Here is a 17245-nt window from a genome sequence, read left to right as displayed (position 1 = left end):
TATTCGTCTGTTGTGACTGACTCGGCAGCCTGAATTAGGAGTAAGTATGCGCCTGGCAACCGCCGAAATTAACCTCGCGGCATTAAGTTATAATTTAAAACAGATCAAGGCACTGGCTCCAGGTGCCCGGGTGATGGCCGTGCTTAAGGCCAATGCCTATGGCCATGGTTTGGTCAAGATTGCGCAGCATCTTAATGATGCTGATGCCTTTGCGGTTGCGCGCATTGATGAAGCGCTGGCGTTGCGTGCCGGTGGCCTGACTAAACCAATCGTGTTACTTGAGGGCTTCTTCAACCGTGCTGATTTGCCTATTCTGATCGCCAATAACTTTGAAACCATTATTCATGATGAAAACCAGTTGCGGGCCATTGAATCCAGTCAGCTGGACGCGCGTTTGCCGGTTTGGCTCAAGGTAGATACAGGCATGCACCGACTAGGTGTGGAGCCTGAGCAGTTTGAAGCGTTTTATCAGCGCCTTAAAGCCTGTGAGAATGTCGACCCCAAGATTAAGCTGATGACGCATTTCTCCTGTGCGGATGATGTCAATAATACACAAACATCAAGCCAGATTGCCGCATTTGAGCGGTTGGTTCAGAGTAAACCGGAAGCCAAGTGTCTGGCTAACTCTGCCGGGGTGATCGGCTGGCCTCAGTCTCATGGCGACTGGATCCGACCTGGTTTGATGATGTATGGCGTCTCACCGATGCTGAACCGGGTCGGCACAGAGCATGGCCTTAAACCTGTGATGCGCTTGATAACACGTGTGATCGCTATCAAAACAGTGGCTGCAGGAGAGAAAGTCGGGTATGGCGGTCGTTGGCAAAGCAATAAACAAACTCAACTTGCTGTCGTGGCCATGGGGTATGGTGATGGTTATCCGCGTAACGCGCAAGATGGTACACCTGTAGTTATAAGGGATAAACGCTATGGCATTGTTGGCGCAGTATCTATGGATATGATCACGGTGGACATAGGGAGAAACCCGGATGATATTCGCGTTGGCGACGAGGTTGAAATGTGGGGCCCTACACTGCCAGTTGAAGAAGTGGCATCGTGTGCAGGTACTATCCCCTATGAATTGCTATGCAATATCACACCTCGGGTGAGTTATGACTACCTTGCTCAGACAGACCAAGTAGACTGACTATTCCAGCAGCTGACCATGCAAGGTTGCGACGATAGCGCGATTGCCCGCCTGGTCTCTGTGTTCCCCGAGATAGATCCCCTGCCATGTGCCTAATTGCAGGCGTCCCTGACTTACCGGGATCGTGACCTCGCAGCCCAGCGTACTCGACTTAATGTGCGCAGGCATGTCATCGTCCCCTTCGTAATCATGGCGATAGTAACTCTGCCGTTCAGGTACAAAGTGGTTGAAGTGACTTTCCATATCCATACGTACGGTGGGGTCGGCATTTTCATTGATGGTGAGACTGGCAGATGTATGCTGGATAAACAAATGCAGTAAGCCTACTTTGTAGTAACCCAGCTGTGGTAGTTGGGTCAGGACTTCGTCATCAATCAAATGAAAGCCGCGTTGACGCGGCCTGAGTGTGATGTGTGTTTGATGCCAGCTCATAGCTTATCGAAGCTCACCTCTATGTTGGCGTTGCCGTCATCTGACGTAAACGGCATGATGATCTTAGGGCCTTCACACTTGTGCGTGATGGTGTGGCCAGGCCCGGACACCACGATTGGGGTGGCCATATCAAACTCATAGCCTTTTTCGCCCAGTAAATTTTTTGCGCCACCGGTGACCATATTGGTGATTTCACCCACCATATCAGTGACTTCTTCGTTAATTTTCTCCGGACGCTCGCCCAGCATTCTTTCCATAATGGTCAGAGCCAGACCTTCATCAAAGCTGATAGAAAAGGAGCCTTTGGTCTGTGGGCCCACCATGCCAATCAACCCGGACACGTCGCCACGTGCCACTTCATCTTTTTTAATCTTAGGCTTGCCAGGCGTTAGTTCTGTTTGTGCCATGGTGGCCAGTACATTCATCAGAGACGATAAAAAAGGGTTGATGAATTCTACATTCATATGCTTCTTCCCTAGGTTCCTACATTGTAACGGACGCTGAATTAAGTGTAGTGGGCTTTTTACTATGCTGCACTACTCATTACATTTTCCACAACGCCCGTGTGCTTCAATCGTTTGTGCTTTAACAAGAAAGCCATGCTCGGCAGCCAGGTTATTCAGTTCATGTGAAATGGAATTGGAATGCAGCTCTTGTACGTGACCACAGGAATCGCAGATCAATAATTGCACAGGGTGAATACAATCGAAGTGATGGCACAACATAAATGCATTTGTGCTTTCAATCTTGTGAATAAACCCGAGCTCTGAGAGAAAATCCAATGCGCGATACACAGTTGCTGGCTTAGCCCCGGATTCGGTCAGCTTGAGCTCTTCCAACAGGTCATAGGCGCCTACGCCGCCTTGTTTGGCAGCGAGTAAGCGAAAAACTTTCTCTCGGATAGGGGTAAAACGTGCACCCCGGTTGTCACAAACTTGCTTAGCTTTACTTACCAGTTGTTCTATATTCATGTTCTAAATCCTTACACTGCCATGCAATACTAACATATTCTTTTTAATAGTCTTGTATCGACAGGGATTTATTCATTATATTCTCAGGACGGGAAAAGTTGTGTTCAAGCCAATCCTGAAATGCCGCTTCAGGCATTGGCTGACCGATCAGGTAGCCCTGTCCAATGTTACACTTGAATTCTACCAGGCGGTTTAGCTGCTCGTGATCTTCTATGCCTTCTGCAATCACTTTGAGCCCCAGGCCATGCGCCATGGTAATGATATTTTTGACCAGATATGCTGATTCGTTGCCTGCATGCATGTCGGCGATGAAGCTCTGGTCAATTTTTAATACGTCAAATGGGTATTGGCGCAGATAGTTCAACGAAGAGTAGCCGGTACCAAAGTCATCCATTGAGATTAAGACCCCCATTTTTTGCAGGGTGTTAAGGGTGGCCTTAATAGTACTGTCACCGCTTAATAGCAAGCCTTCTGTGATCTCCAGTTCAAGAGTACCGGGTTGTAAAGCACAATGTGCTATCAGGTGTTTCACATGGCTGAGCAGTTCCGGATCGTTAAACTGGCGGGGTGATAAGTTGACCGCCAAACGCAATGACGTATTAAACTGCGTATGGATCTGTTGCAACGTACTGGCTGCTGAGTTTAAAACAAACTTACCCAATTCAATAATAAAGCCTGTTTGCTCAGCCAATGGAATAAACTCAGCGGGTGAGATTGGTCCCATGGTTTCACTGTGCCAGCGTAACAATGCCTCTGCGCCGACGACTTTACGTGCCTGGAGGTCAAGTTGAGGCTGATAGTAGACTTCAAACTCCCCTCGCTCTAGCGCACCTTGCATGCTTTCTTCAAGCATCAATCGCCGCTGTAGCGTATTACTCATGCTTTCAGTGAACAAGCAATAGGTATTGCGACCTTGTTGCTTTGCGTTATACATGGCTGAGTCGGCTTTACGCAGCAGATCATTAGGGGTGTCGGCATCTTGAGGGAAAATCGCGATCCCCAGACTCAGCGAAATATTAAAAGCGCGACCGTCAATGTCGAATGGGGCATGAAAGAGTTTAACCAGCTTGGTTGCAATAGGATGGATATCAGCACTGGTTTTCAGATCCCCCAGCAAAATGATGAACTCATCGCCCCCTAAGCGAGCCACAGTGTCTTTTTCTCGCAGTGCCGATTTGAGTCGCTGCGCTGAGTGGATCAGGACTTTATCACCGACTTCATGCCCCATCGAGTCATTGACTTTTTTAAAGTCGTCTAGGTCAATAAAGCCAACACCAACCAGTGACTTGTCTCGTCTGGCATCATGGATCAGTTGCTGGAGACGATCGAGCACCAAAAAGCGATTGGGCAAGTCTGTCAATGTGTCGTAAAAGGCATGGTGAAGAATGATCTCTTCCTGGCGCTTTTTATCTGTGATATTGCGTACGGCAATGACCAGTGAATCCGAACCGGGCAGGGCACTGAGACGTGCTTCAAAGTGACGGTTGCCATCGTCAAAGGGCAAGGTGTACTCGAGCTGTGTTAGTTGTCCTGGCTGTTCTATGCTTTGGATCGCACGCGCAAAGTGGCGGGAGGTCCGTGCGGGTAAAAACTCTTCAATTTTATGCCCCAGAAATTGGGCTTCTGGTACGTACAGGTCGTCGGTTTGCCCACTATGGTACTCTAAAATAGTGCCTTGCTTATCGATGATAAAAAACAAGTCAGGAAGAGCCGAGAAAATACCTTCCAGTATTGCTGTTTTGCGCCTGGCTTCAGCCTCAGCCTGAAGTGTTTGCTGCCATCCGGTTTGCAGGCTGTGTGCCATTCGATTGAGGTTGTCAGCAAGGTGTTTAAATTCTCCAGCGCCTCGTGTTTCGAGTGCTTCACTGAAATCGAAGCTACTCAGTCGCTCACTGAGCGCAACCAGTTGAGAGACCGGGCGATGGATAAACAGCCGGGTGAAATACAGCACAAGTGCGGTTAACAGTGATGCGATAGCGAGGATGGACAGCGTTTTCATCCGCGTGTATTCCAGTAGTTGTTGTGCCTGAGTGGCAATGGAATATTCAGCATAGATGAGGGCAGGCAGTGGCGTGCTCGCCGTCACGGCGCTTTGTTGCTCATAGGTGCTGTAGGCCTGAAACAGATGTTTGTGTTTAGTGTATTCCACCATTAAATAAGGCGGACTGAGGCGTTGGCTGAGCGCTTCTGGCTTGATCTGTAAGGGGGTATCGCTGAAATGCTGACCCTCATAATTCTCTGTACTGCTATATAGTACAATGCCTTGCGCATCGACCAGGGCAAGTTGCGCGTAGTGCTGACCTTGTTTATAAGCAATCAGGGTGTTACGGATTTCATTTAGTTCATTGTGGGAGAGGTGCTGCTGGATGGTCAGGTTGAGTGATGAAAGGTCCCGTTTTAATGTCGCGTCGGTAATCGCCAGTAAGCTTTCTTGCTGGGTGTCGTGATGCACTTGTACCAAAGCGACTGCCAGTAGGGCGGCAAATAAAAAAGCACTGAGTGTAAGCCATAGCTTGAGGTCAATGGAGTACAGTTTGGTCACTCGGCTATCTCTCTTCTGTGTTATCACATGGCCCTGTGACTGAGTAGTCGATTTTGGGCTGTCCTTTGTTCAATCTGGACCTCGCGTAAAAAGCCATCTAAATATAAGTGTAGTTGAAAAGTACTGATTACTCGGTGTTATTTCAGATTAAAGAGAAAAAAGAGAGTCGCTCGGCCAGATGAAAGAAAATCATCACCAAATCATGCAATGTGTTTGGCCCGATTGATGTTTTTTAGCTAGGGTGAGAAAGACACTAATAGAGGTTAATACAAGGAGCGGCTATGACCAGCCAAGATACAAAGACATTGAGTAAAAGTGCTCAGCGGGTTCAGGATGCGATAACGTCTGCGGGGTGTGAATTTACCGTACTGGAATTGCCCGGCAGTACGCGCACGGCGGAGGAGTCGGCACACACCATAGGGTGTGAACTGGGGCAAATCGTAAAATCACTGATTTTTAAAGGCAAAGAAAGCGGTAAGCCAGTGTTGTTGTTGGTTAGTGGCAGCAACCGGGTAAAAGAAAAGGTTGTGGCAAAACATCTGGGAGAAAAGCTGGTAAAAGCCGATGCTGAATTTACCCGTGAGGTAACCGGGTTTGCCATTGGCGGTATTCCGCCCATCGGGCACCTTACCCTCCCTGTTACTTATATTGACCAGGACCTGCTGCAATACGAGACGATATGGGCTGCGGCTGGCACGCCACACGCTGTGTTTTCGTTGCCAGCGGCTAAACTGGAACCACTGACTCAGGGCACGGTGATTGCTGTAAAAGCCTGATAATGATGGGGCGTTATCCGGTAAAGAGTTGTAGTGTGATCTGCACTTCGTCTGACTCAAACTCGGCGACGCCCTCATAGCCTTCGATATTGTAATTAAAGCTGAAAAAGCGCCTTAGCCACAGGTCATCCTGGTTCTCTTTTAATACATCAATAGAAATATCCATCAGGTTTTCCGCGACATTCATCCCAACAGCAAACAAAGGGTTTGCTGCCGCAGCTGCTACAGTGCGAGTGAGCTCGCCAAATGCCGTAGTTTTTCTGACTTTTGCCATGAGCTTAGCTGTACTGCGGATGTCACTGTCATCTTCCAATACGGCAATATGCGCATCCAGAAAACGGGGGATCTGACCGGCCCGGTTACGATAAATTGTGTAACCAGCAGGGCCAAAGCTGATGGTGCCGCCTTCACTGACTGGCATCACATTGAGTTCCATATTAAATGCATGATCCGCGACCCCGTCGCTTACTGCACTGAACACTTTGATCTCAAACTTGCGCTCACTGAGTAACTTGTCCACCAGGCCCAGCGATTTAACGTGAATAGACATGATACGCAGTTCGACATCGGTAAACATTTGATTAGGCATGATTAAAGTCCTTTGATATGCAATGGTATTAGCATACTTGGAACCAGATTGGGGCGCTATGGTTTTTTGGTTGTTGCAAAGTGGGGGAGCGGTCTGGAGTTTTCGTTGAGAGTTTTGCGAATATCCAAGTGGCTAAGAAGTACAGGCGTCATGTATAACGCCCTTACTTACTTGTTTGGTTACTCTGCAGTGTAACTTGGTTTTGAGAATCAATGGCTTTGTCGATTACGTGTGAATAAACGCGCTTCTTTTCGCCTGAATTCGCATTTAACACAAAATTGGACAGCTTAGAGCTTTGTGGACTCTTTGATTTGAACGAGGTAGAAAACATACATATTCCTCCTTAACAGGTTGCTCACTTTATCATCAAATTTAATTCTTCGCGAGTAAATTTTTCACCAACATGGTGCTCTACTGCCTGGATATTAGCATGGTAAAAGCGTGTGTTACCCACATTGTTTTTTACCAGTAGGTCTACATTTATAAGATTGCCAAACTTAGCTTTTAGTTCCCTGATCACTTGTTGAGAGTCTAAGAATTGATTGATGAAAGTTTTAGCACGAATTCTACGGCCTTCTAATTTTTCTCTGTTTTGCACAAATTTCCAGGCGAGCTTCGGATGCTGATATACAAACAGGATGAGCACTGCCCTTTTTTTGCGCAGGGAGCGCGCAATATTTTTTTCCGCGACAGCGTAGCTTGATAATGTTCCGTCTAAAAGAAAAGATTGTTTGTTCTTGAATGCACGATCAAGCATTTGCTCGACAATTAAGGAAACTGCACCATGGAACAGGTAAGAGTTATTTCCTGTGTAATCCTGAAACCTTTCTCGCAGATCATCGGGGTCCAACCTAAGTACTGTCTCCTCGCCAATTTTCTCAAGGAATGCTTTGGATGCTTCTGTTTATCCTGCACCGGGAGAGCCACTCATAAAAACCGATACTGGTTGTTTATCTGGTGGAAAGCGGTCTATATCTGTCAATTCTCGAGCAATTTTGGTTCTATTTTTCTTAGCAAACTCTTTTGCTCGCGCAGTGATTTCGGCTTCTGAGTCCGTCAATTTAGCATATCAGTAACTAGGCATCAGATAAGTATGGCATGGATGATGTTCTGCGCAATAAAAGCTATGACTGGTTTGGTAGAGAGTTGGATATCCTGAAATGAGGTTTGCTTGTATTTTTGATTGGAGATGAAAAATGGTGGCCCCACCTGGACTTGAACCAGGGACCTACCGATTATGAGTCGGGTGCTCTAACCAACTGAGCTATAGGGCCATTTTCAAATTGTAGTGCTCAATAAATTCATCCATGAAGCGAGGTCCTGTCGGCGTCCTGCCTCCACCTCAACAAGCTGCGAAGCGGTGCTTCGGTCTTGTTTCGCCCAACTGAGCTATAGGGCCATTTTTTAGATTGTAGTGCTCACTAAATTGAGCATACTCTTTAGCAGAGACCTAAAAAGCGCTGGCAGTATAAAAATTTTTAACAGGCTTGTCACTAGCAAAAGAGGAAAAAGTCGCACATATCTGGTTCAATTGCTTAATAAAAAGCCAAACTAATGCGCTAAGCCTGTTTCTTTATTCGGTTCGTCCGCTTTACATCTGTGAGTTAGATCCAGACATCGTTTTGTGCGGTGAGTGAGCTGTCGGCATCTCCGGTGTTGACGACGCCTTTGGGTTCGACAATCAATACCTGACACTCTTGCTCGGCATAGGGTTTGTGCTCTGCGCCCTTGGGCACAACCAGCATTTCACCTTCTTTCAGATGCTCTGTGCGGTCCCGAAAGGCAATCTGCATCTCACCGGATAGCACAATGAACACTTCGTCGGTATCGGGATGATCGTGCCAGACAAATTCGCCCTGAAGTTTTACCAGTTTGAACTGGTAGTCGTTCATTTCAGCAATGACTTTTGGGCTCCAGTGTTCTGAAAATAGCGCCAGCTTTTCGGCAAAGTTGATTGTAGAGTGAGGCATTGCATTTCCTTATAGCGACGGACAAAAGAAAAAAGCCTTACCCGACTGGACAAGGCTCATTGATTAGTTAAGTCGTGAAACCACAAAGTAGGGATTCAGATAAGACTCTTTTTGATTGTATAGCAGTGGGCTGCCGTCCAGCTGGGTAACGGTTGCACCGGCGATTTTCGCGACTGCGTGTCCTGCACCGGTATCCCACTCACTGGTTGGGCCTAAACGGGGGTAGACATCAGCAGCACTTTCAGCGACCAGACACAGTTTTAATGAACTGCCTTTTGGCACCATGTTCACATCGTCAAACTGTGTGAGATACTCAGCTAAATCAGGTGACGGGTGAGAGCGTGAGCCAACCACCTGGATGGTGCCCTGGTTGGCTATACGGGTGACTTTCAGCTCAATGCGTGCTTCGTCACACTCTTTAAAAGCGCCGATGCTGTTGGCAGCGAAGTAACTCACGTTCAGTGCCGGTGCATGGACCACGCCCATGACGGGTTCGCCATTTTCAATTAAGGCGATGTTGACCGTGAACTCACCGTTTTTCTTAATAAACTCCTTAGTGCCGTCGATGGGGTCGACCAGCCAGTAACGTTGCCAGGTCTGGCGTTCCTGCCAGCTGATCTCTGCGCTTTCCTCACTGAGGATCGGTAAATCCGGGGTAAGGGCTTTCAGACCCGCTGTGATCACGTCATTAGCGGCTAAGTCGGCGTCGGTCACCGGGCTTTTGTCGTCTTTGTACTCTACGTTAAAGTCTTTGGCATAGATGGTGAGGATCTTGTCTCCGGCGCGTCGTGCCAGATTCACTATCTCCTCGAGTAAGTCGGTGTCGTTCATGGTTTTTCCTTGGTACTACAGATGGATTATCTCGCGCTGTTGTAGATACGCTACCAGCTGTTGCACCGATTGGTCCAGACTATTTTCACCGGTATTAATGCGGATCTCCGGGTTTTTTGGTGGCTCATAGTCAGAGTCTATACCAGTAAAGTGTTTGATCTCACCGGCACGGGCCTTTTTATATAACCCTTTTGGATCGCGTTGTTCACACACCTCCAGCGGTGTATCCAGATACACTTCAATAAACTCGGCCTCTTCAACCAGCTCTCGAACCATGTCACGCTCAGCCTGGAAGGGCGAGATAAAGGCGGTGAGTACGATCAGGCCGGCATCGACCATGAGTTTACTCAATTCACCCACACGACGAATGTTTTCGACTCTATCCTCGTCGCTGAATCCGAGGTCTTTACACAGACCATGACGCACATTGTCACCATCGAGTAAATAAGTGTGTGCGCCAAGTTGCTGCAGGGCACTCTCTAGTGCATTGGCGACGGTGCTTTTGCCCGACCCAGAATAGCCAGTAAACCATAAAATAACAGGACGGTGGCCTTTTTGTTCGCTGCGATGTGTTTTATTTACGGCATAGTTATGCCAGACAATATTCGTATCCATAATTCCTATCCACTAAAACGGGAAAACCAAGGGGATCAGCGTCAGCACAGTGATCGAGTAAATAATTGAGAGCGGCAGGCCGACGGTCACATAGTCTTTGATCCGGTAATTACCTGCACTATATACCATCAGATTAGTCTGATAGCCAAAAGGGGAAATAAAACTGGCCGATGCGCCAAAGGCGACTGCCATCACAAATGGCAGTGGGTTCACACCAAAACCAATCGCCAGTGCGTATGCCACAGGAAATGACAGCGCGGCGGCCGCATTGTTGGTGATCAATTCGGTGAACACCACCGTCATCACAAAAATGGCGATAAAGGCACCATACGGACCAAAGTCGCCCAGTACATAAAACAGCGCATCGGAAATTTGCCCGGCTAACCCTGTGTCTATCATCAGCTTAGCTAAGCCAATGGCACTGCCGACAATGGCAAGCAATTCAATGGGAAAGCGGCGCTTCATCTCGCTGACTTTGATGGAGCCAAACAGCACCAGTCCGAGTAATAAAACCATCAGGCCTTTGACTAAAGGCACAACATCGAAGATACCCAGACCGAGCACGGCAACAAAGGCAGCCATCACTTTATTCGATTGTGGCTGCGTTAAATGGGTTTGCAGGTCCAGGCCAGAGATATAAACAAATTCGCGTTTTAGGTCGGGTAGCTGATAAAAATCTCCGCCAGGGGCTAGGATCAAAGAATCTCCTGCCTGCAGTTTGACCTGACCCAGGCCACCAGGCAGGCGGTCGTGACCACGGCGAATGGCAATCACCGCGGCATGAAACTGTTCGCGAAAGCGGATCTCTTTGAGTGTTTTGCCTAAAAACTTAGACGACTGACTGATCACGACTTCCACCAGGTGTTCGGCGTCTTTTTCGTGTTTGTCATGTACCACCTGCAAGCCGTCGAAGCGGCGCAATAAAGGCACAGATTTGATGTCGCCGACAAACAGCAGAACATCGCCCTGCTGTATTTCCTGTTGTGGTGTGACCGCACAAATACGACGCTCGCCGCGGATGATCTCAGCGAGGAACAAGTCACGCAGGTCACGCAGGCCGTTTTCTTCGACTGTCCGGCCAATCAGTTTCGAGCCTGCGGTTACTTTCCCTTCCAAATAAAAAGGCACAACCTCTTCTTCTTTGCGGCCGTGATCGGGCAAAAACTTCAGTAATAGAATAATGGTAACCAGGCCAACACCCAGCGCGCCAATACCGACCAGCGTAAAGTCAAAAAAGCCCAACGGCGCCATACCGGCCTCAATAGCGAAACCATTAACGATTAAATTAGTTGACGTGCCGATCAGGGTCAGTGTCCCCCCCAGGATAGCGGTATAGGACAATGGCAATAATAGTTTAGACGGTGAATGGGTTTTACTGTCTTTGATGGTACTGATCAAAGACGCCACCACGGCGGTGTTATTGGTAAAAGACGATAAAAAAGCCGTGGATAATCCCAGTTTCATTACCGAGCGTGCCAGCGAGCCGTTGGCCAGTGAGCGCGCCAGGTATTGTACCAGGGTGGTTTTTTCGATGGCGATAGATACCAAAACCAGTAAAACCAGGGTGATCAGCGATGGGTTCGCATAATTGACCAGCATGGTTTCCAGATCGATGAGCCCAGCCAGGTAAGCGCTGCTGATGGCGCCAACAAATAACCAGGCCGGGTTGAGCCGCGTGCCAAAAAGACACGCGACCAGCACGAGCATGATGCCTGTTAAGATGATCTGCTCTAGCAGCATAGATAACTCCCGTTAACAGGCATACAGCCGTTACTTCAGCTTGCTTAAATCAAGCGCTTGCCAGTGTGGGAAGTGCTTGCGAACCAGGGCATTCAGCTCCAGCTCAAATTCGCTGAATTGCTGATTTTCACTAACTAGCTCATCCAGAATGGCATCGATCATGCCTGCGCCTACGGTCAGGTTGCTCAGACGGTCAATCAGGATAAAGGCACCTGTTTCGTGGTTATCACGATACACATCGGCAGCGATGGTTTCCGTCAGCTCAAGTGTAACGATTGCAATTTCGTTTAGCTGTAGACTGTCAGCCTTGCCATGCTCCAGAGTATTGACGTCAATGGTGTGGTCTATCTGCTTCACGATGGCAGCCGTACTCTTCGCGCCCAGCTTGAAGTTGTACGTTTTGCCTAGCACCAGAGGCGCCTCGTGCATCCATACCAGCTTGGCCTGGATCAGGTTGGTTGCCTTAGTCGATGAGTCTGCCGGGACAATTACATCCCCACGACTGACATCCACTTCGTCATTCAAAGTGATGGTCAGTGCCTGACCGGTTTCAGCTTGCTCGAGGTTACCGTCGAACGTCACCAATTCTTTGATGGTGCTGGTTTTACCCGAAGGTAAAATCTTAATCGCCTGACCAACAGTTAGCGCGCCAGAGGTCAACGTGCCCTGAAAACCACGGAAGTCCAGATTAGGGCGTACTACATACTGCACCGGGAAGCGGGCTTCAAATGCACTGTTTGGTTCAGCAGCCGGAGAGTCTTCCAGTAGCGCCATCAGTGGCTGATCTGTGTAGTAAGGCGTGTGCTCAGAGCGAGTCACAACATTGTCACCTTTAAGAGCCGAAATAGGCACAAACTTGATGTCATTGACGTCCAATTGCTCAGCAAACTTCAGGTAATCGGCTTTGATTTTCTCGAACACGGCTTCATCAAAGTCAACGATGTCCATTTTGTTGATGGCCACAACAAATTGCTTGATACCCAGTGAGTCACAGATAAAGCTGTGGCGTTTGGTCTGGATCTGTACACCATAGCGGGCATCCACCAGAATAATCGCCAGATCACTGGTTGAAGCACCCGTCACCATGTTACGGGTATATTGTTCGTGTCCCGGTGTATCGGCGATGATGAACTTGCGCTTCGCAGTGGAGAAATAGCGATACGCCACATCAATGGTGATCCCTTGTTCTCGTTCTGCCTGCAAACCATCAACCAGCAACGCCAGATCCAGCTCTTCACCAGCGTTACCTACTTTTTCGTTGTCTTTGTGCAGCGCCGCCAACTGATCTTCATAGATTTGGTGGCTGTCGTGCAGCAAGCGACCGATCAGGGTGGATTTACCATCGTCTACACTGCCGCAGGTCATCATGCGTAACAGGCTTTTGTCCTGTTGGCGTGATAAGTAGGTTTCAATCCCCAGTTCTTTTACTTCATTTGCGGTAGACATTAGAAATACCCCTCACGTTTTTTCTTCTCCATTGACCCGGATGAGTCATGGTCAATAACCCGGCCTTCACGCTCGGAAGAGGTCGATAACAACATTTCTTCGATGATCCCGGTCAGGGTGTTTGCTTCTGACTCAACTGCACCGGTCAGCGGGTAGCAGCCCAGTGTACGGAAGCGTACCGACTTCATTTCAGGCACTTCACCTTCCGCCAGCGGCATACGCTCGTCGTCGACCATGATTAAAGTGCCATCACGCTCAACCACGGGGCGTTTCTCTGCCAGATACAACGGCACGATCTCAATGTTTTCCTGGTAGATGTATTGCCAGATATCCAGCTCAGTCCAGTTTGACAGCGGGAATACACGGATACTTTCGCCCGGGTTCACCTGACCGTTGTAGGTATTCCATAGCTCAGGGCGCTGATTTTTAGGGTCCCAGCGATGGTGTTTATCGCGGAAAGAATAGACACGCTCTTTCGCGCGCGATTTTTCCTCATCACGACGCGCACCACCAAATGCGGCATCGAAGCCGTACTTGTTTAATGCCTGTTTAAGGCCCTGGGTTTTCATGATGTCGGTGTGCTTGGCTGAGCCGTGCGTGAATGGACCAACGCCCATCTCTAACCCTTCCGGGTTTTTATGCACAATCAGGTCAAAGTTGTATTCTTTGGCCAGACGATCTCGAAACTCAATCATCTCGCGGAATTTCCAGTCCGTATCTACATGCAGCAGAGGGAAAGGGATCTTTGCCGGGAAAAACGCTTTACGTGCTAAGTGAAGGAGTACCGATGAGTCTTTACCGATGGAGTAAAGCATCACTGGGTTTTCAAACTCAGCAGCGACTTCGCGAATAATCTTTATACTTTCAGCCTCAAGTTGCTGAAGGTGAGTTAAAGCCATTGTCGTCGTCCTACTTAATACTAAAAATAAAGTGGTTCATGCGTCAGGCGATCTTAGCGAGCGGCTGAGCGTAACTTGCAATTTGTTCTGTTTTACCAAACCAGGCCAGTTCCTGATGCAGTGCAGCGACCTCGCCAATGATCAGTAATGCCGGTGACTGGATATTATTGGCTTCGATTTGTGCTGCCAGCTGGCCAAGCTCAGTGGTCACAACACGCTGCGATTTGCGGGTGCCATTTTCGACGATGGCCACCGGTGTGTGTTCACTGCGGCCATGGGCCAATAGTTGGGCCTGAATATGTGGAGACTTAATGACCCCCATATAAATGGCCAGAGTTTGATTTGGTTTGGCCAGTGACTGCCAGTCCAGCTCCTGGCCTTCTTTTTTACAGTGTCCAGTGACAAACTGAATCGCCTGAGCGTGGTCACGGTGTGTAAGCGGAATACCCGCATAGGCACTGCATCCCGCAGCAGCTGTGATGCCCGGGACGATTTGATAGCGGATGTTAGCCGCAGCCAGTACCTGAACTTCTTCGCCACCCCGGCCATAAATGAACGGGTCACCGCCTTTGATACGGCATACCTTTTTACCTTGCTGGGCCAGCTTAACCAACATCTGATTGGTGTCTTCTTGTTTAACACTGTGGTGTCCGGCACGTTTACCGACACAGATGAGGTCGGCATCGCGTCTGACCAGTTCCATAATTTCATCGGACACCAGGTAGTCATACACCACAACATCAGCTTGTTGCATCAATTGCAGTGCTTTGAGCGTCAATAGCTCCGGATCGCCCGGGCCTGCGCCTACGACATAGACTTCGCCTTGTGGCTCTGCGGTGTCGTTCAGCATATCATGCAGCTGTTGTTGTGCACCTTGTGTGTCTCCGCTTTGTACTTTACTGACAACATGTGAGTCGAATACTCGCTCCCAGAATTGACGGCGATCAGCAAAATGCTTAAAACGGCCTTTGACCTTGTCTCTGAATCCGCCAACCAGTTCAGCCAGTGGGCCGATATGCTGAGGGATCAGGGTTTCGAGTTTTTCTCTTAAACGGCGCGCCAAGACAGGTGCTGTACCGGCACTGGAAATCGCAATTGTAATTGGGTTGCGGTCGACGATAGACGGGAAAATAAAGCTGCACTTGGGCTGGTCATCCACCACATTGACGAAAATATTGCGCGCATCTGCTGCATCGCGCACCTGCGCGTTGACGTCATCGTTGTCGGTGGCAGCAATAACCAGCGCCATGCTGTCAACGGCGTCGGCGCTAAAGTAGGCTGTTTTCAGGTGCAGTTCGCCTTCTTCAGACAACTGCATGAGTTCGTCACAGAATTCAGGGGCCAGTACGGTTACATCGGCGCGAGCTTTGAGCAGTGCGCGGATCTTTCTCAGAGCAACTTCACCGCCGCCGACGACCAGCACGGGTTTGTTGTCCAACTTGGTAAAGATAGGTAAGTACTGCACGCTGTTGCCCCTTAAACATCGTAAAACTTGATATAAGCCAACTCTGGCTTTTTCTAGAGTGGCAGAATATCCCGCGTACTGGCAGGGAAAAAATAACTTAAACCCAGTTTTTATAACTAAAAGTTATATAAAACGGAGGGAAAAGGCTTACCTCATATATATCAAGGGGTTTAGCGTGATAGCACACACCTATTCACAGTTATAGCTATTGGTTATGAGTTATAATTTCCACAATTTAGCGTGTGCCGGGCGTATTGACACCCCTGTGAAGCGCTATGTTTGCTGTTTTCTGACCAGGTGACAGGGGCTGCTTAGTAACATTTGACCGATGTACCATCATAAAGGGTGCGGACAAATGTCCTGTGGTCCGATAGGGCAAGCAGCTAACGTTGAGGTCCGACTCATATGATGCAGCTTGTCCACAGAGCAGGGTGCAGTTAAAAGGAAACCAATATGAAAATGCAAGCCGTCGCACGCGAGGTGCTTGGATTAATGGATCTGACGTCGTTAAATGAGCAAGATAACGAGGCCAGCATCATTGCGTTGTTAGACAGCATTCGTCCTGAATTAGGGCTACCCGCAGCCGTATGTGTGTATCCCCAGTTTGTCGCGCTGTGTAAACAGGAATTAAACCGCCGAGGCTGGACTGAGGTAAAGGTCGCGACTGTGACCAACTTTCCCTGTGGTAAGCATTCATTGCAACAGGTGCTGACACAAACGAAAGAGGCGTTGCAGGCCGGAGCCGATGAGATTGATCTGGTGATGCCTTATCAGCAGTTACAGGCGGGCGATCCGGATACGCCATGGCAATATGTACGCTCAAGCAAGCAGCTGTGTGGTGCTCAGGCCAAATTAAAAGTGATCATTGAATCTGGTGCACTCGAAAATACGCAACAAATCGCGCAGGCCAGCGATGTCGCGATTCTGGCTGGTGCCGACTTTATTAAAACCAGTACTGGTAAGGTGCCGGTGAACGCCACACTGGAAGCAACCAGAGTCATGCTGGAGCGGATCCATGTATCGGGTAAGGCAGTGGGCTTCAAAGCCGCCGGAGGAGTTAAAAGCGTCGAGCAAGCAAGTGATTACTTACACCTTGCAAAAGAGATAATGGGTGATGACTGGCTGACCACCGAGCATTTTCGCTTTGGTGCGTCGAGCTTGTTGCAAGATGTCCATCGGGAGCTGGGCAGTGCAGACTAGCGGAAAGTAGTGTGAAGCATGATCAGGCAGTAATACGTGATAGTGAGCGGGAAAAACTGCAGCTGGAACATGGCGCTGCCAAATTGTTCATGCGCAGTTATGAGCGACTGACTCACACGCCGATGCGTCACATCTGGCATAACCAACCGGCCAAACCTGATGTCAGCTGTTACCTGGCGCAGTCGCGCTTAGATATTGAAGTAGCGCATCTCTATGCCAGTGAAACGGAGGCCATGGCTGTGCTTGGCCGCCCTTTGTCGCTGACCATGCAGCGCGAACTGGCGTTGATGGCACAGGCTCCGAGTACACAGCGGTTGCATACGGGTCTTGCTCGCTTACTCAAGCAAAAGGCGGGCAAGCGTTACCACTCTCAGCGCGTCTGGCTGTTGATCCGCAATGCCAGTCCGATGTGGCATCGGGCTGATTTTGAAAATGAGCTAGCGCATCTGGTGGTACCAGATTGCCATCCTTTTGAACAGATATGGCTGTTGTGCGATTTCTTTTATGGTGATCCTCTGCGCTTGTATTAACTAAGAAACTTCCACTGAGTGAGGTTCAGTATGAGTTTCACCTAGCTGAAATTGGCACAAATACCGCTTTGCGCATCTTTTACTCTTGTTTTCAG

General features: G+C 48.9%; 16 protein-coding genes, 1 tRNA gene and 1 pseudogene. 4 read left to right on the top strand and 14 right to left on the bottom strand.

The window, feature by feature from the left end:
- Nucleotides 1-46: 46 nt before the first annotated feature.
- Nucleotides 47-1144 (top strand): alanine racemase, encoded by a 1098-nt coding sequence (gene alr, locus IY568_RS14995; protein WP_194868006.1) that lies wholly within the window; start codon nt 47-49, stop codon nt 1142-1144.
- Here alr and IY568_RS14990 read toward each other — a convergent pair whose 3' ends face one another.
- The 4 genes from IY568_RS14990 to IY568_RS14975 all read right to left on the bottom strand — a co-directional run bounded on the left by IY568_RS14990 (nt 1145) and on the right by IY568_RS14975 (nt 5089).
- Nucleotides 1145-1576: a secondary thiamine-phosphate synthase enzyme YjbQ gene (locus IY568_RS14990; RefSeq protein WP_194868005.1), complete on the bottom strand. Its 432-nt coding sequence runs from the start codon at nt 1574-1576 to the stop codon at nt 1145-1147.
- Nucleotides 1573-2040 (bottom strand): chemotaxis protein CheX, encoded by a 468-nt coding sequence (locus IY568_RS14985; protein ID WP_010386278.1) that lies wholly within the window; start codon nt 2038-2040, stop codon nt 1573-1575. Before IY568_RS14985 ends, IY568_RS14990 begins: the two co-directional genes overlap by 4 nt.
- Nucleotides 2041-2112: 72 nt before the next feature.
- Nucleotides 2113-2547 carry a transcriptional repressor gene (locus tag IY568_RS14980; RefSeq protein ID WP_010386279.1) on the bottom strand — a complete coding sequence of 145 codons (435 nt, stop codon included), beginning with the start codon at nt 2545-2547 and terminating at the stop codon, nt 2113-2115.
- Nucleotides 2548-2590: 43 nt separating this feature from the next.
- The gene (locus IY568_RS14975) at nt 2591-5089 is read right to left on the bottom strand and encodes a putative bifunctional diguanylate cyclase/phosphodiesterase (RefSeq protein ID WP_125563155.1); all 2499 of its coding nucleotides are present in this window, start codon (nt 5087-5089) and stop codon (nt 2591-2593) included.
- 281 nt (nt 5090-5370) lie between these two features.
- Here IY568_RS14975 and IY568_RS14970 point away from each other — a divergent pair, with 281 nt between their 5' ends.
- On the top strand, nt 5371-5865 hold the full coding sequence (locus IY568_RS14970; RefSeq protein ID WP_125563157.1) for a YbaK/EbsC family protein: 495 nt from the start codon (nt 5371-5373) through the stop codon (nt 5863-5865).
- Nucleotides 5866-5878: 13 nt separating this feature from the next.
- Here IY568_RS14970 and IY568_RS14965 read toward each other — a convergent pair whose 3' ends face one another.
- The 10 genes and pseudogenes from IY568_RS14965 to cysG form a co-directional block, all read right to left on the bottom strand.
- Nucleotides 5879-6454: a hypothetical protein gene (locus IY568_RS14965; protein ID WP_194868004.1), complete on the bottom strand. Its 576-nt coding sequence runs from the start codon at nt 6452-6454 to the stop codon at nt 5879-5881.
- Nucleotides 6455-6809: 355 nt separating this feature from the next.
- A pseudogene (locus tag IY568_RS14960) lies at nt 6810-7346 on the bottom strand (zeta toxin family protein); the annotation flags it as partial.
- A 305-nt stretch (nt 7347-7651) separates the two neighbouring features.
- Nucleotides 7652-7728: transfer RNA gene (locus IY568_RS14955), tRNA-Ile, on the bottom strand.
- Between the two features lie 330 nt (nt 7729-8058).
- Nucleotides 8059-8424, bottom strand: a complete 366-nt coding sequence (locus tag IY568_RS14950; RefSeq protein ID WP_194868003.1) for a cupin domain-containing protein — start codon at nt 8422-8424, stop codon at nt 8059-8061.
- A 63-nt stretch (nt 8425-8487) separates the two neighbouring features.
- The gene (gene cysQ / locus IY568_RS14945) at nt 8488-9255 is read right to left on the bottom strand and encodes a 3'(2'),5'-bisphosphate nucleotidase CysQ (RefSeq protein WP_138539484.1); all 768 of its coding nucleotides are present in this window, start codon (nt 9253-9255) and stop codon (nt 8488-8490) included.
- A 15-nt stretch (nt 9256-9270) separates the two neighbouring features.
- Nucleotides 9271-9870: an adenylyl-sulfate kinase gene (gene cysC / locus IY568_RS14940; RefSeq protein ID WP_138539485.1), complete on the bottom strand. Its 600-nt coding sequence runs from the start codon at nt 9868-9870 to the stop codon at nt 9271-9273.
- A gap of 12 nt (nt 9871-9882) precedes the next feature.
- Nucleotides 9883-11607 (bottom strand): SLC13 family permease, encoded by a 1725-nt coding sequence (locus IY568_RS14935; protein WP_081694378.1) that lies wholly within the window; start codon nt 11605-11607, stop codon nt 9883-9885.
- A 33-nt stretch (nt 11608-11640) separates the two neighbouring features.
- Nucleotides 11641-13056 (bottom strand): sulfate adenylyltransferase subunit CysN, encoded by a 1416-nt coding sequence (gene cysN / locus IY568_RS14930; protein ID WP_194868002.1) that lies wholly within the window; start codon nt 13054-13056, stop codon nt 11641-11643.
- Complete coding sequence (cysD, locus tag IY568_RS14925) at nt 13056-13955, bottom strand: sulfate adenylyltransferase subunit CysD (RefSeq protein ID WP_010387327.1); 900 nt, start codon at nt 13953-13955, stop codon at nt 13056-13058. The genes cysN and cysD overlap by 1 nt, the downstream gene beginning before the upstream one ends.
- A 43-nt stretch (nt 13956-13998) precedes the next feature.
- Nucleotides 13999-15420 (bottom strand): siroheme synthase CysG, encoded by a 1422-nt coding sequence (cysG, locus tag IY568_RS14920; RefSeq protein ID WP_194868001.1) that lies wholly within the window; start codon nt 15418-15420, stop codon nt 13999-14001.
- A gap of 453 nt (nt 15421-15873) precedes the next feature.
- Here cysG and deoC point away from each other — a divergent pair, with 453 nt between their 5' ends.
- A complete protein-coding gene (deoC, locus tag IY568_RS14915; RefSeq protein WP_194868000.1) occupies nt 15874-16620 on the top strand; it encodes a deoxyribose-phosphate aldolase in 747 nt (248 codons plus the stop codon).
- Nucleotides 16621-16709: 89 nt separating this feature from the next.
- The gene (locus IY568_RS14910) at nt 16710-17150 is read left to right on the top strand and encodes a hypothetical protein (protein WP_125563188.1); all 441 of its coding nucleotides are present in this window, start codon (nt 16710-16712) and stop codon (nt 17148-17150) included.
- Nucleotides 17151-17245 lie beyond the last annotated feature (95 nt).

Source organism: Pseudoalteromonas sp. PPB1, assembly GCF_015356275.1.
Classification (GTDB): domain Bacteria; phylum Pseudomonadota; class Gammaproteobacteria; order Enterobacterales; family Alteromonadaceae; genus Pseudoalteromonas; species Pseudoalteromonas rubra_D.
Note: the sequence above shows the minus strand (reverse complement) of the source record. Positions and strands in the feature narration are given on the sequence as shown.